Source organism: Cupriavidus sp. DL-D2 (genome assembly GCF_039710735.1).
Classification (GTDB): domain Bacteria; phylum Pseudomonadota; class Gammaproteobacteria; order Burkholderiales; family Burkholderiaceae; genus Cupriavidus.
The window spans coordinates 155,567-169,578 of record NZ_JBDKXK010000015.1 but is presented as its reverse complement, the minus strand read 5'-3'; the positions used below and the strand labels follow the sequence as shown (position 1 = coordinate 169,578).

Sequence of the window (14,012 nt, the reverse complement as noted above, 5' to 3'; positions counted from 1 at the left end):
CCCCCCCCGCGGTTCTAATTGCGTTATCGGCAAGCAGAGCTGCCCGCCCTCTCCCCCAGCCCCTCTCCCACTTTGTGGGAGAGGGGAGCAAACCAGCGGGAAAGCAAACCTGCTTCATGCCGCCTCCGCCAACTTCACCAGCTTCGCCTCAGCATCCCGCAGCGCGGTGCGCAAACCCTCTTCCACCACCGGGTGGTAGAACGGCATCGCCAGCATTTGCGCGATGGTGAGGTCCTGCTGATACGCCCAGGCCAACAGGTGGGCGATGTTCTCGGCGCGCGGGCCGAGCCATTCGGCGCCGAGGAAGCGGCCCGTGGCGCGGTCTGCGTACACATGCATCAGCCCCTTGTTCTTGAGCATGACGCGGCTGCGGCCCTGGTCCTCGAAGCTGACTTCGCCAGTGACGAAGCTGCCGGGGGTCAGATCGGCGAAACGCTTGCCGACCATCGCGATCTGCGGGTCCGAGAACACCACGGCAATCGGGGCGCGTCGGGTCAGGTTTCGCACGTCCGGCCAGCGCGCCGCGTTCTCGCCCGCGATGCGGCCTTCGTCGGATGCTTCATGCAGCAGCGGCAGCACGTTGTTGGCATCGCCGGCGATGAACACCGGGGCATCGCCACACTGCAGCGTGATGGGGTCGAACACCGGCACGCCGCGCGCATCGAGTTTCAAGGCTGTGTTCTCGAGTGCGAGCTTGTCGACGTTCGGACGACGACCTGTAGCGGCCAGCACGTAGTCGAAGCGCTCCGTCGCTACATTGCCACTCGGCGTTTCGAACGCGATGACGGCTTCGTTGCCTTCGCGGCGCATGTCGGTCACACGGGCATCCGGCAACAACGGGAATTCCGCATTGAACGCTTCGGCTGCGTAGGCGCGGATCGCCGGATCGGACAACGGACCCACGCCGCCACCTACACCAAATACACGGACCCGCACGCCCAGCCGCGACAGCGCCTGACCCAGTTCGAGACCGATCACGCCAGGACCGAACACGGCCACGCTACGCGGCAGGTCTTCCCACGAGAACACATCGTCATTGATGATCAGGCGGTCGCCGAACACGTTGAACGACGGCGGCACGGCGGGACGCGAACCCGTGGCAATCACCACGCGGCTGGCGCGCACCACAGTGTCATCGCCCACTTGCAGGACCGTGTTGTCGATGAACTGCGCGAAGCCTCGCAGACGATCCGCCTCCGGAATGCTCTCGGTGCCGCGCACCACGAATCCGACAAAGCGGTCGCGCTCGTTGCGCACACGCTGCATGACCTCGCGGCCTTCGATACGCACCGGACCATCCACGTGCACGCCGAACGCTGCAGTGTGGCGCGCTTCGTGCGCGGCTTCGGCGGCAGCGATCAACAGCTTCGACGGCATGCAGCCCACACGGGCACACGTGGTGCCGTACTCGCCGCCCTCGATGATCACGGCGCGCTTGCCGGCGGCGCTGGCCGCGCGATACGCGGCCAGCCCTGCGGTGCCTGCGCCAATCACTGCCACGTCGGTCTGAATCGTTTTCATGATGCGTTTCCTGAATCGGGTGATGCTGCCTGCTACGGCTTGAAAAATTTCAATCGGCGGATGGGATGGCACCGGACCGCCTTGCAGCGTGCGGTGCCATCGGGTCCGGCGACTGCCGGGACGTTGCGGGGGAATAAGTGCCCAGGACACCGGTCGGGGGAACCGGGCCCGGGCGGGGGGAGGATCGTTGCGATCAGGCGATCAGGCGGCCAGATGCTGTTCGAGCGCTTCGGCGCCACCGATCAGCTTGCCGTTGATGAACACCTGCGGTGCAGTCATGCTGCCGGCCATGGCGCCCAGCACCTTGCCGCGGATCTTGTTGTCGAGCGGTACGTCGATGTACTCGAAGCCCTTGTCCGACAGCAGTTGCTTGGCCTTGGCACAGTGCGAGCAGCCCACCTTCGAGAACACCACCACCTGGTCCGGACGCTTGGCGTTCGGGGCGATGTAGTTCAGCATCGTGTCGGCGTCCGACACCTTGAACGGGTCGCCCGGCTCTTCCGGCTCGATGAACATCTTGTCCACGACGCCGTCGCGAACCACCATCGAATAGCGCCAGCTGCGCTTGCCAAAGCCCAGGTCGGCCTTGTCCACCAGCATGCCCATGCCGTCGGTGAATTCACCGTTGCCGTCGGGGATCATGACGATGTTCTCGGACTCCTGATCCTTGGCCCATTCGTTCATCACAAAAGTGTCGTTAACCGACACGCACAGGATGGTGTCCACGCCAGCGGCACGGAAGGCCGGGGCCAGTTCGTTGTAGCGCGGCAGGTGCGTCGACGAGCAGGTAGGGGTGAAGGCGCCGGGCAGCGAGAACACTGCAACCGTCTTGCCGTTGAACAGATCGGCCGTGGTCACGTCCTTCCACTCGTTGTTTTCACGGACGCGGAAAGTGACGTTGGGAACGCGTTGGCCTTCACGGTGTTGCAGCATGGGTATAGCTCCTTGGGTTGGTTGGGGCGCCACGTGTTGTGGCGATGGAGTGCATTCTCCCGGCGGGCATGTGATTTGTACAATTCATCGTTTCAACCATCCTCATTGGAAATTACTATTATCAATCGTCGAATTACGATTGATTTTGGCTATCGCGATGCCCTTCCACGCACGCGCCCCCATCGCTATCATTCGGGCACATCAAAAACACGAAGGGACAACAACCGATGACCCGCCTGACCGTAGTGCTGCCCGTGGCGACCCTGCTGGCTGCCGCACTGATTGCCACCGGCACCCCCGCCGCAATCGCCGCCCCGCTGGTGAAACCCGAACTGGATCAGATCGTGGCCCGCGCCACCGCCACGCCGCCTGCCAGCTTCGCGGCCTTTCTGGATGCCGCGGTCAAGGCCGATCCGAAACTCGCGCCATCGGTGCGCGCCTACCGCGCGAAGAAGCCGCTGAAGGGCGACGATCTGGTCAACATCGGCCGCTTGCTGGGCGTCTACAACCGCGTTCACAACCACCAGGCGGTGCTGGACAGCATCACGGAGATGGTGGCGCTGCGCACCGTGCGCGACGAGAAAGTGCCGCAGCACGAGAACCCGGCGATCATCGAGTTCGGCAAGGTCGTGGAGCGCATGGCGAAGGACTTCGGCCTGCAGTTCCGCAACGTCGACAACCGCGTGTTCGAGGTAACGCTGCCGGGCCAGGGCAAGGAAACGTTCGGCATCCTGACGCATGCGGACGTGGTGCCTGTGGTGGCCGACGAATGGGTGCTCGACGATGGCACGAAGCTCGACCCGTTCAAGGTCACGCGCGTGGGCGACTACCTCTACGGTCGTGGCACGATCGACGACAAGGGTTCGATTGCCGCTGCACTTTTCGCCATGAAGACGGTGCGCGACAGTGGTGTGCCGCTGGCACGCTCGATCCGCCTGATGATAGAGACCACCGAGGAAACCGGCGGCGACGGCATGAAGTACTACCGCGACAAGACCGCGCTGCCCGAGTACAACATCGTGCTCGACAGCAAGTACCCGGCGGTTGTTGCGGAGAAGGGGTCGGGCGCGCTGACGGTGCGCTTCCCGGTGCAGGCCACCGATGGCAAGCAGCCTGCCATCGTCGCCATGGCAGGCGCGGCATCGGCCAATGCGATTCCGCAGACCGCCACGGCACGCATCACGGGTGGCGATCTCGATGCCACGGCTGCCGCGCTCGATAAGGCGCGCGCCGGTTTCATCGCGCAGTACGCCGCGCAAGGCAAGTTCGCCATCGACATCGCGCGCAACGGCGACGGCATCGACGTGAAGGTGACGGGCTCATCCGCCCACGGCTCGCGCCCGGAAGAAGGCGTGAACCCGGTGCCACGGCTCGCACTGTTCCTGCAGGAATCGGGGGTGAAGTTCGCACAGAACCAGTACGCGCACGCGATTCGCTACCTGACCGACCTGTATGGCACGGGCTACCTCGGCGAGAAGCTCGACGTGGGGTATCGCGATGACTTCATGGGGCCGCTGACGATTTCACCGACGCTGATCCGCGAGCGCAACGGCAAGCTGGAAGTCACGGCCAACGTGCGCATGCCGCGCGGTTCCACACCCGACGCATTGCGCGCGAAGATCGCCGAGCGCGTTCAGGCATGGGCCGGCACGACGCACACCACGCTTGAAATCCAGCATGACCAGGGCGACTGGATGGCTCGCGATCCGAAGGGCGCATGGCTCTCCACGCTGCTGAATGTCTACGGCGATACCACGGGCCTCGAAGCCAAACCCGTTCCTACCGCCGGCAGCACCACGGCCAAGCTGATGCCCAACGCCATCAACTTCGGCCCGGCCATGCCCGGCAAGAAATACACCGCGCACAACGCCAAGGAATACAAGGAAGTCTCCGATCTGAACCTGGATATGCAGATGTTCACGGAGATGCTGGTGCGGGTGGGGAATTTGAAGGCGATGCAGTAGTTTTGCGCAACGCTTCCTTGTTCCCCTCTCCCGCTTGCGGGAGAGGGGTTAGGGGAGAGGGCAAGAGGTTCTGCTTGCCGACGTGTCGCAATTTAGACCGCTGGCCCTCTCCCCCGCCCCTCTCCCGCGCGCGGGAGAGGGGAGCACACCAAGGGTAAGTGAAACGGCTCAAAGCCCCAACTCACTCAACCCCGCATGATCATCCGGCCGGCGTCCCAGCGGCCAATGGAACTTGCGATCCGCCTCCTTGATCGGCGCATCGTTGATGCACGCAAAGCGACGCTGCATCAGGCCGTTCTCGTCGAACTCCCAGTTTTCGTTGCCATACGACCGGTACCAGTTGCCGGAGTCATCGCGCCACTCGTATGCGAAGCGCACCGCGATGCGGTTGCCGTCGTGTGCCCACAATTCCTTGATTAGCCGGTAGTCCAGTTCCTTCTGCCATTTGCGCGCAAGGAACGCTTCGATGTGTTCGCGACCGTTCACGAATTCGGCGCGGTTGCGCCATGCGCTGTCCACGGTGTACGCCAGCGCCACGCGCTTGGGATCGCGGGAATTCCAGCCGTCTTCGGCGGCGCGCACTTTTGCGGTGGCGGTTTCCAGGGTGAACGGCGGGAACGGCGGACGGGCTTCGGCTTGATTCGACATGCGTGATCTCCAGGAATGGATGAGGAACGAGAAACGTAGAACGTGATACAGATCTGTCTCGCCATTATTGGTAGACAGACCTGTCTCGTCAAGCACGAAATATAGGAACAAAAAAGCCGGTTTGGCCCGATGCGTATCAGAGGTGCTGCCGGTCGAAGCCCGATTCCCGCGCCAGCACGATAGCCTGCGAGCGATTCTCGACTTCGAGTTTCGAGAAAATGCTCGTAATGTGATTTCGCACGGTTTTCTCGCACAGGCCGAGCAGTGCCGCGATCTGCGCGTTGTCGCGGCCTTGCGCGATCAACACCACAATGTCGCGTTCTCGACGGGTCAGCGCCCCGAAGGCGGGATCTGCCGACGGCGCTGGCGGCGGGAGGAAGGCCCGCACCTCGTCGATCCAGCGATCCCAGGCGGACTCCGCTTCCAGCAGCAGATGGTTGCCACTGTCGAGCGGGACGAAGTGAGCATTGGGAATCATGCTCGCGATCAGGCGCCCTTCATCGAATGGCACACGCGCATCGCGCACGGCGTGCAGGACAAGCGTGGGACAAGTGACCAGCGGCAACAGCGTCACCACATCGATATCGTTGAAGATCCGCATGAAGCGCGCGGCATTGATCGGAGAGGTGGACACACGCTCCAGCTCGTTGAACCATCGATGCTGCTCCGCCGTACCGCCCGGAATGAACTGCGTGGTAAAAAACTGCCGGAACGCGGGGTTCTCCTGACCCCAGCCAATCTCCGCGAGCCGGATCATCAACTCGGCTTCCTCCTGCATCTCGGGACCGGGATTGCGCTTGAGCCGGCCCCGCGCATAACCGCCATGCAGGATCAGGTGGCTCACCCGTTCGGGATGTGCCACGGCATAGGCCACCGCAATCGATGCGCCCTGCGAGATGCCCAGCAGCGGAAAGCGATCCACGCCCATGGCATCGACAATGGTTTCGAGATCGCGCAGCCATGCATCGAATGACAGGTCATCGACATGGCGATCGGAGAGCCCGCAACCGCGCTCGTCATAGCGGATCAGCGTGTGCTGTTCGGACAGCGCGTAGAGCATGTGGCTCCAGACCGGACTGCCGACATCGAACTCCAGATGGCTCATCCAGTTGGCCGCCTTGACGAGCGGCGGCCCGCTACCCGTGATCGCATACGCCAGACGTACGCGGTCAGGGCTGGTGCATAGGCGAATCTGCTGCTTGAGCATCGGCATGGCGGCGTCGCGCGCGGGGCAGGATACGAGCGGACCGGCGTGCCTGCGGCCCGTATCGTTGCCGATACCGGGCAGAGGTTCACCGCGTGCGGTCGTGCCGGGCGACTCACCTATCTTAGACAACGTTCCCCATCGCGCGGACATCAGCGCCACATGCCGCCCGCGCAAAGTGCGGCAGGCGAAACGCAGTGCGTGCGGTACGCGGCGGATAAGGGACTCCACGTGTATTCACTCGCAAGGAAAAAAAGAAAACTGCCCGGTGCGCAGGGCATCCGGGCAGTGATTCAACGGGGCAATGCTCCGTCAGCGTGATTCACGCCGCGCGCGAGGCACAGGCGCCCTGCTGGCCGATGCTGCGCGCGCCGTCGGTGAACGCATCGCGCGGACCCTGACGATTGCCGCCGTCGCTATAGGCATCGCGCGGCCCGATCCGCATGCCTTCCGAATACGGATCGAATCCGCCGCGCTTGCAAACTGCCGCACTGGCGTGCTGCGTCGATGCCGTCGATGGGATGAATACCTCGCTCCAGGCGCCGGCGTGTGCGGCGGTGCTCAGCCCGAGGGTCAGTGCGGAAGCGGTGAAAAGGGTCTTTGCTGCGTTCAACATCGTGATTACTCCAACTTGAAACTCCGGAAAAAGCGGATGGCGATGGCCAATCCGTAGGAGCCATTGTGGAGATCGATGCCGTGCCTGACATGAGGCGAGAGTCCCGGGTCAATCGGGACAGTTGGGGAAAACGCGGAGGATTGAGCGGGACGGGTGTCCTGTGGAGAGTTGTTTCATTTTGGCAAGACCATACTCCCGCTTCCGGTGTGCTCCCCTCTCCCGCGCGCGGGAGAGGGGAGCAAAACAAGCGCGGGAGAGAGAATCAGCGCTCAACCACGCGCCACAGCCCTCGCCTCCACCTCCGCCAAATACTTATGAATCTGCGACACCACAGCCGCCCCTTCACCCACCGCGGCCGCCACGCGCTTCGTCGATCCCGATCGCACGTCGCCAATCGCAAACACACCCGGCACGCTGGTCTCCAGCGTGTAATCGGCCCGATCCGTGCATGACTGGTGGGCGTCATAGCCCGTCAGGATGAAGCCCTTGTCATCGGTCGCGACATTGCAAGAGCGCAGCCATTCGGTGTTGGGTGCGGCGCCGATGAACAGGAAGACATGGCGCATCGGTATCGCCACGCATTCGGGGCCCCGCGCGCGCTCCTTGTAACGCACGGTCGATAGCCAGCCCTCGCCTTCCATGGCCGTGATCTGTGCGTGCGTATGGAGATGCACGTTGTCCAGGCTCTTCAGGCGATCGATCAGGTAGCGCGACATCGTGGCCTCCAGCCCCTCGCCACGCACCAGCATGTGCACCTCTGCCGCGTGCGAGGCAAGGTACACCGCCGCCTGCCCGGCGGAGTTGCCGCCACCGACCAGCATCGCGTGCTCGTCCTTGCACAGCTTGGCCTCCACCGGCGACGCCCAGTAGTACACGCCACGGCCCTCGTAACGATCCAGCGCGTCGATCTCCGCGCGGCGATATTGCGCGCCGCTGGCCACCACCACGGTGCGCGTGGGAATGCGCCGGCCATCGTCCAGTTCGAGTTCGATAGGGTTCGCGCCGCAATGGAGCTTGCGGGCTTCGAGCGGAATGGCGAGGTGCGCGCCGAATTTGAGCGCCTGCACGAACGCGCGTCCCGCCAGCGCCTGGCCCGAGATTCCCGTGGGAAAGCCCAGATAGTTTTCGATGCGCGCACTCGCACCCGCCTGGCCGCCCGGCGAGCGGCAATCGAGCACCGCGACCGACAGCCCTTCGGACGCCGCATAGACCGCAGTGGCCAACCCGGCTGGGCCTGCGCCGACCACGATCACGTCATAGACGTGGTCCGGGTCGAACTCCGGCACCAACCCGAGGCAACTGGCAAGCTGGCCTTCGTCGGGGGCGCGCAGCACGCTGCCGTCCGGACAGATCACCAGCGGAAAATCACTCTGCGGTGCATGGCTGAAATCGAGCAGACAGGTGCAGTCGCGCTCGGTTTCGATATCGATGACGCGATGGGGATGGCCATTGCGGCGCAGGAACGCCTGCAGCGAGAGCAGCAGCGGCTCCGTACCCTTGCCGACCAGGATCGGGCCACCGCCGCGCTCGATCAGCCCGACGCGGCGCAGGATCAGCGCGCGCATGATGCGCTCGCCCAGATCGGCCTCGGCCACCAGCAGCGCGCGCAGATTGACCGGCGCGATCACCAGGATGGTGCAATCTTCCAGCGCCAGCGCATCGACCAGCGCCGGCTTGCCGGTGAGCTGGCCTACCTCCGCCAGGAACTGCCCCGGACCTTCCTCGGTAATCGGATGGCGATCGCCAAACCCGTCGAGCTGGTCGATGCGCACGCGGCCGGACAACACGACATGCATGCCACGCCCGGTATCGCCAGTCACGAAGATCATCTCGCCTGCCCGCCACGTCTGCACGGTGCCGAAGCGGCGGATCCGATCGATTTCCGCCCCCGTCAGCGTGGGAAACATCTGGTGGCGGCGCGATTCCAGATTCGAGAACGGCGCGTCGAGCGGCGCATCTTGCCCAGGGTCCGGTGCGGCTTCTGGATCGGCTTCGGACATCGACGTCACCTGCGATATTTCCATGCTGCGCTCCCCTTCTCGTGAAATCACTATTCAGGACATCGAACACTGGTCTGGATAGTAATCCCGCCAAGATGAAATGCGCATGAAGTTTTGCTGGATGCGGCCGTTCGCGCCAGCGTGTTGATGGCGTGTTCCTGTTGTGTTAACCGCTTGCGCGGGATCACGACGCGTCTGAATGCGCTTGGGTATGGTGGCGGCACCTTCCGAACGACGCCGCATGGCGCCCTCCTCTATGAAAAAACCGACTGGCACCCAGTGCTTTAAATCATGGTGAGAATATTAAGCGCTGGCTACACTGTGCCTCGCGCCTCCAAGACGCAACGTTCGTCACGGACCCACGAGGCCCCTGGCGGCATATCAGACAGCCCCCAGCAAGGAGACTAGATGTACCGCGATCGCATTCGCCTGGCCGCACTCCAGGACCGGATCATGTCGGCCGACCAGGCTGCAACGCTGATCCAGGACGGCATGACAGTCGGCATGAGCGGCTTCACCCGTGCCGGCGACTGCAAGGCCGTGCCCATGGCCCTGGCGCGCCGCGCGGCCACCGACCCTTTGCAGATCACCCTCATCACCGGCGCCTCGCTGGGGCACGACACCGACAAGATCCTCGCCGAAAGCCATGTGCTGGCGCGTCGCATGCCGTTCCAGTCCGACGCCACGCTGCGCCGCAAGATCAACGCTGGCGAAGTCATGTTCATCGACCAGCATCTCGGCGAGACCGTCGAGCAGCTGCGCGGCGGCCAGATCGCCCCGGTGGATATCGCCGTGATCGAAGCCGCAGCCATCACCGAATCGGGCGGCATCGTGCCGACCACCTCGGTTGGCAACTCGGCCAGTTTTGCGAAGATGGCCCGCAAGATCATCGTCGAGCTGAACCTGAACATGCCCGTGGGTCTGGAAGGGCTGCACGACATCGCCTTTCCGGTGCAGCGCCCGTATCGTCAGCCGATTCCGCTGATCGCCGTGGAGCAGCGCATCGGCCTGCCCTACATTCCGGTCGATCCCTCGCGTATCGCCGCCATCGTGATTACCCAGCGCGACGACAGCCCGTCGAATGCGCTCCCGCCCGATGCCGGGACGCGCCAGATCGCCGGACACCTGAATGCCTTGCTGGAACGCGAAGTCCGCGCCGGGCGCCTGTCGCCGTCGCTGCAGCCGCTGCAGGCCGGCATCGGCACCATCGCCAATGCGGTGCTGCACGGGCTGGCCGATTCGCCGTTCCATGACCTGACGATGTATTCGGAGGTCCTGCAGGACAGCACCATCGAACTGATCGACGCTGGCCGCCTGCGCTTTGCCTCGGCCTCGTCGATGACGCTCTCCGCCCCCGTGTACCGCCGCGTACTGGACGATATCGAGCGCTACAAGCACAAGCTCGTGCTGCGTCCGCAGGAAATCAGCAACCATCCGGAAGTGCTGCGCCGCCTGGGTCTTATCACGATCAACACCGCGCTCGAATGCGACATCTACGGCAACGTGAACTCCACGCACGTGGGCGGCACGCACATGATGAACGGCATCGGCGGCTCGGGCGATTTCGCACGCAACGCGCATCTTTCCGTGTTCGTGACCAAGTCAGTGGCCAAGGACGGCCGGATCTCCAGCATCGTGCCGATGGTGTCGCACGTGGACAATAGCGAGCATGACGTGGACATCCTCGTCACCGAACACGGCCTGGCCGACCTGCGCGGCCTGGCCCCACGCGAGCGCGCATTGCAGGTGATCCGCAACTGCGCCGACCCCGCCTACCGCGACGGACTGATGGACTACTACCGCCGCGCCTGCCTGCGCGGTGGCCAGACGCCACACCTGCTCGAAGAAGCCTTCGCGTGGCACATCAACTACCGTGATCACGGCTCGATGCTGCCCAACACCTCCCCCGCCGCCAACGATGTACTGGCCGCCTGATCTGGCCGCCTTCCTCTCGCTCAAGCGTCACCCCAAAGTCCGTAGCCAACCGCTACGGACTTTTTTTATCGCTCCGCTTCCTGCTGGCCGACAACACTGATGCGCGGAAGGCTTGGCGGTTAATTGCCATTTCCATATCGACAAAAATTGAAGCCTCCGGGTTTCGGCCCTCTTTTTGCCGACGCCAAAGTGGCCTATCCTCTCCGCACGACGACACACAACGAATCTGGCGGGGGACCGGGCCCCGTGACACGACCATGGAAAAGACTGCATTCGTATTCGCCGGCGGCGGCAGCCTGGGCGCGGTTGAGGTTGGCATGCTGCGCGAACTGGTGAAATGGGGCGTCAAGCCCGACTTTGTCATCGGCGCGTCCGCCGGGGCGATCAATGGCGCCTACTTCGCCAACAATCCCGATGTGGAAGGCACGGCCAGACTGGAGAGCCTGTGGCGCAGTATCACGCGTGCCGAGATCCTGCCCTGGTCCTGGCGCAGCATGCTGGGGATGATCGTCGGCAATCGCGGCCATCTTGTCGAGTCATTCGGACTGAAGCGACTACTGACCCGGCATTTCGGCGATGCACGCATCGAGAATTCGTCCATCCCGCTGCATGTGGTGGCAACCGACATGCATACCGGCGCCGAGGTGCTGCTCTCGTCCGGCAACATGGTCAGTGCCGTCCTCGCCAGCGCCGCCATTCCCGGCGTGTTTCCCCCTGTGGATGTCGAGGGACGCAAACTCATCGATGGCGGCGTGGCGAACAACACGCCGGTCTCCACGGCCATCCGCCTCGGCGCCACGCGCGTCGTGGTGCTGCCTGCCGGCTTTGCCTGCGACGAGCGGCGCCCGCCGCGCGGTGCGATGGAGCATGCATTCAACGCCCTATCGCTGCTGGTGGCCCGGCAACTCGTGCACGACCTGGAGCGTTGGGGCGATCAGGCGCACATTGCCGTGGTGCCGCCGCTTTGCCCACTCGATGTCTCGCCGTACGACTACACGCGCTGCGGCGAACTGATCGATCGCGCTGCGGCGGCTACGCTGGCGTGGCTGCGTTCGGGTGGTCTGGAGAGCCGACGCGTACCCGGTGCATTGGAACCACATGAACACGACGAGGAACACCCGACGTGCAGCGCGGATATCCAGATGCCACCGCCCGGCCAAGTGCATGTGGACCATCCCGGCCATCAGCATCCGGGCGCGCATTGATTTGTTGATCATCTGACTCGGCGCAACGTGTTGGGTCAGGCCCAACCGTCTGCCCGACCAGTGTTGGTGGACGCCACGTCTTCCGCCCGTTTTTCCTATTCCGAAGTGCTGCATCCCCCTCGCCCGTCGCCTTCTGACGGGTGGCATGTTCTCTGCGATTAGACGCATCGAGCGCGGCGCCACGCTCGACCCTAACCGGAGCCTCGGGCTCCCTCGGAGAACTGCCATGTTGATCCCGCCACAACTGCGGCCGGGCGTCGTCGCGCCGCCACGTCCGCATCATCCCCCGGTCATTCGCTACCGCATTCGCGGCATCGTGTTGCTGCTGCGCTTGCTGATGCTCTGCCTGCATACGGCCGCGCTGGCCGACAGCGTCTTGCCACCTCCCTCGGTGCAGCGTCCCGGATTCCTGGAGGACACGGCTGCCCATTACGCTCACAGCGATATCTTCAACGCCGTGGAGGGCATCGCGCCTGTGCGGCCGGGGCGGATGGAACGCAGCGAGCCTTCTGCCGCTCAGCCGGTTCGTCCAGCGTCCCCCACGCCTCCCACCGCCACCACGCTTGCCCCGGCACCGGCGAACGTGCGCCGGGTGAAGGCGCCGTAACCCGTACGTAGCCGGACGTTCCCGTTCCTTCGACAGGAAGTCTTTACACGCAACCGCGCAATGGTTGCATGGCGTCTTGTCCACCCATTGCCGCCAACCCACGGTGCGACAAGGGCTGGGAGGCGCGGTACGGAATTTGCGCTGTTTCCGGAATTGCCAGACGTGCAAGGCGTTGCTGCCAAGTGACGCGTGGCAAACCCGCAACCTTCTGGAACAGGAGCGCAACATGGCCGATTACCATTCCGAGCGTGATCGCCGGGGCAACACCTGGCGCGCAACCGAAAACCTTCGTGACGATGATCTGGGTGACCCCTGGGACGACAATGCCGGCACACGCTCGATGGGTCAGGACGACTGGCTGCCCGAATCCTCCGACAACCGCTGGGAGAATGCCCGCCAGCGCCAGCGGCTGGCACCGGGTCAACTCAGCGACGGTGGGCCTGCACCGAGCGGCTACCGTGGCAGCGATGACGGGGATCTGCGATATCAGGGCAGCGACCTGCGATATGGTCTGAACGGCGGCTATGGCAGGCTTCCGGAAGATGACCAGTCGTGGCGCACGCGCCAACAGTACGAGAGCCGCCGCTATGCAAGCGAGTACGGCGACTACGGCGATGTTGGCGATGACCGGCAGCAGTCATACGGCGGGCATCAAGGACGACGCGATAGCGGCTTCGGCAACGCCGACCAGGAATGGCTCCGCCGCGCCGAGCAACGCGGGCCGCAACATGGCTACGCGTCAGGCCAGCGACGGGGCACCTATTTCAACGATTTGCGCAGCGATACCCGCTACTGGACCGAACCTGTCGACGAGTGGGGAGAGGGCCGCCCCTCACGCGCCCAATCGTATGGCCGCGACTATCTCGGCGGGCGCGACAACGGTGACGATCAGCGCGGATATGCCACGCGTGGCGGCACCTGGCGCGAGGCGGGAGACGATCAACGTTACGGCCGGGATGAACGCTATGACCGCGACGACGATGACGACCACGGTGTGCTCTACAACCTCGGCCACCGCATCGGAGAAGTCTTCAACGACTGGTTCGGCACCGATGACGGAGAAAAGCGCACGGGCCCGCGCGGCTACACCCGCACCGACGACCGCATCCGCGACGAGATCTGCGAGCGGCTGACGTTCGCCAGCGGCGTGGATGTGAGCGAGGTGACGGTGGATGTGGCAAACGGCAAGGTGACGCTGGGCGGCACGGTGCATCGCCGCAGCCAGAAGTTCGATATCGAGGATCTTGCTGATAATACGTTCGGCGTGACGGAGGTTGAGAACAACATTCGTGTTGCGCACTAGGCGACGACCGTCGCTATGCGCTCCCCTCTCCCGTGTTAGCGGGAGAGGGGAGCAAAACAAGCGTGACAAGAAACGC

Annotated in this window: 11 protein-coding genes; 5 read left to right on the top strand and 6 right to left on the bottom strand. The window is 64.0% G+C overall.

The features are described from left to right. Nucleotides 1-114 precede the first annotated feature (114 nt). Nucleotides 115-1,521 (bottom strand): dihydrolipoyl dehydrogenase, encoded by a 1,407-nt coding sequence (locus tag ABDB81_RS11960; protein ID WP_346811267.1) that lies wholly within the window; start codon nucleotides 1,519-1,521, stop codon nucleotides 115-117. A gap of 201 nt (nucleotides 1,522-1,722) precedes the next feature. Beyond that, entirely contained in the window at nucleotides 1,723-2,454 is a 732-nt protein-coding gene (locus tag ABDB81_RS11955; RefSeq protein ID WP_137927323.1) for a glutathione peroxidase, read from the bottom strand. Between the two features lie 227 nt (nucleotides 2,455-2,681). On the opposite strand from ABDB81_RS11955, the gene ABDB81_RS11950 reads away from it, so the two are divergent. Further along, the gene (locus ABDB81_RS11950) at nucleotides 2,682-4,418 is read left to right on the top strand and encodes a dipeptidase (RefSeq protein ID WP_160473520.1); all 1,737 of its coding nucleotides are present in this window, start codon (nucleotides 2,682-2,684) and stop codon (nucleotides 4,416-4,418) included. A 168-nt stretch (nucleotides 4,419-4,586) separates the two neighbouring features. Here the strand turns inward: ABDB81_RS11950 and ABDB81_RS11945 are convergent, their stop codons facing one another. From ABDB81_RS11945 to ABDB81_RS11930, 4 genes are all read right to left on the bottom strand, one after another. Continuing rightward, nucleotides 4,587-5,066: a nuclear transport factor 2 family protein gene (locus tag ABDB81_RS11945; protein WP_160473519.1), complete on the bottom strand. Its 480-nt coding sequence runs from the start codon at nucleotides 5,064-5,066 to the stop codon at nucleotides 4,587-4,589. Between the two features lie 136 nt (nucleotides 5,067-5,202). Beyond that, nucleotides 5,203-6,279 (bottom strand): alpha/beta fold hydrolase, encoded by a 1,077-nt coding sequence (locus tag ABDB81_RS11940; RefSeq protein ID WP_137927329.1) that lies wholly within the window; start codon nucleotides 6,277-6,279, stop codon nucleotides 5,203-5,205. A 313-nt stretch (nucleotides 6,280-6,592) separates the two neighbouring features. Beyond that, the gene (locus ABDB81_RS11935) at nucleotides 6,593-6,886 is read right to left on the bottom strand and encodes a hypothetical protein (RefSeq protein ID WP_137927326.1); all 294 of its coding nucleotides are present in this window, start codon (nucleotides 6,884-6,886) and stop codon (nucleotides 6,593-6,595) included. A gap of 269 nt (nucleotides 6,887-7,155) precedes the next feature. Continuing rightward, nucleotides 7,156-8,910: an FAD-dependent oxidoreductase gene (locus tag ABDB81_RS11930; RefSeq protein ID WP_346811265.1), complete on the bottom strand. Its 1,755-nt coding sequence runs from the start codon at nucleotides 8,908-8,910 to the stop codon at nucleotides 7,156-7,158. Nucleotides 8,911-9,294: 384 nt separating this feature from the next. Here ABDB81_RS11930 and ABDB81_RS11925 point away from each other — a divergent pair, with 384 nt between their 5' ends. The 4 genes from ABDB81_RS11925 to ABDB81_RS11910 all read left to right on the top strand — a co-directional run bounded on the left by ABDB81_RS11925 (nucleotide 9,295) and on the right by ABDB81_RS11910 (nucleotide 13,936). Then, the gene (locus ABDB81_RS11925) at nucleotides 9,295-10,821 is read left to right on the top strand and encodes an acetyl-CoA hydrolase/transferase family protein (protein ID WP_137928533.1); all 1,527 of its coding nucleotides are present in this window, start codon (nucleotides 9,295-9,297) and stop codon (nucleotides 10,819-10,821) included. Between the two features lie 257 nt (nucleotides 10,822-11,078). Continuing rightward, nucleotides 11,079-12,026, top strand: coding sequence for a patatin-like phospholipase family protein (locus ABDB81_RS11920; RefSeq protein WP_346811263.1), 948 nt, complete (start codon nucleotides 11,079-11,081; stop codon nucleotides 12,024-12,026). Nucleotides 12,027-12,252: 226 nt separating this feature from the next. Then, on the top strand, nucleotides 12,253-12,633 hold the full coding sequence (locus tag ABDB81_RS11915; protein WP_160473516.1) for a hypothetical protein: 381 nt from the start codon (nucleotides 12,253-12,255) through the stop codon (nucleotides 12,631-12,633). A 226-nt stretch (nucleotides 12,634-12,859) separates the two neighbouring features. Beyond that, nucleotides 12,860-13,936, top strand: a complete 1,077-nt coding sequence (locus tag ABDB81_RS11910; protein WP_346811261.1) for a BON domain-containing protein — start codon at nucleotides 12,860-12,862, stop codon at nucleotides 13,934-13,936. Nucleotides 13,937-14,012 lie beyond the last annotated feature (76 nt).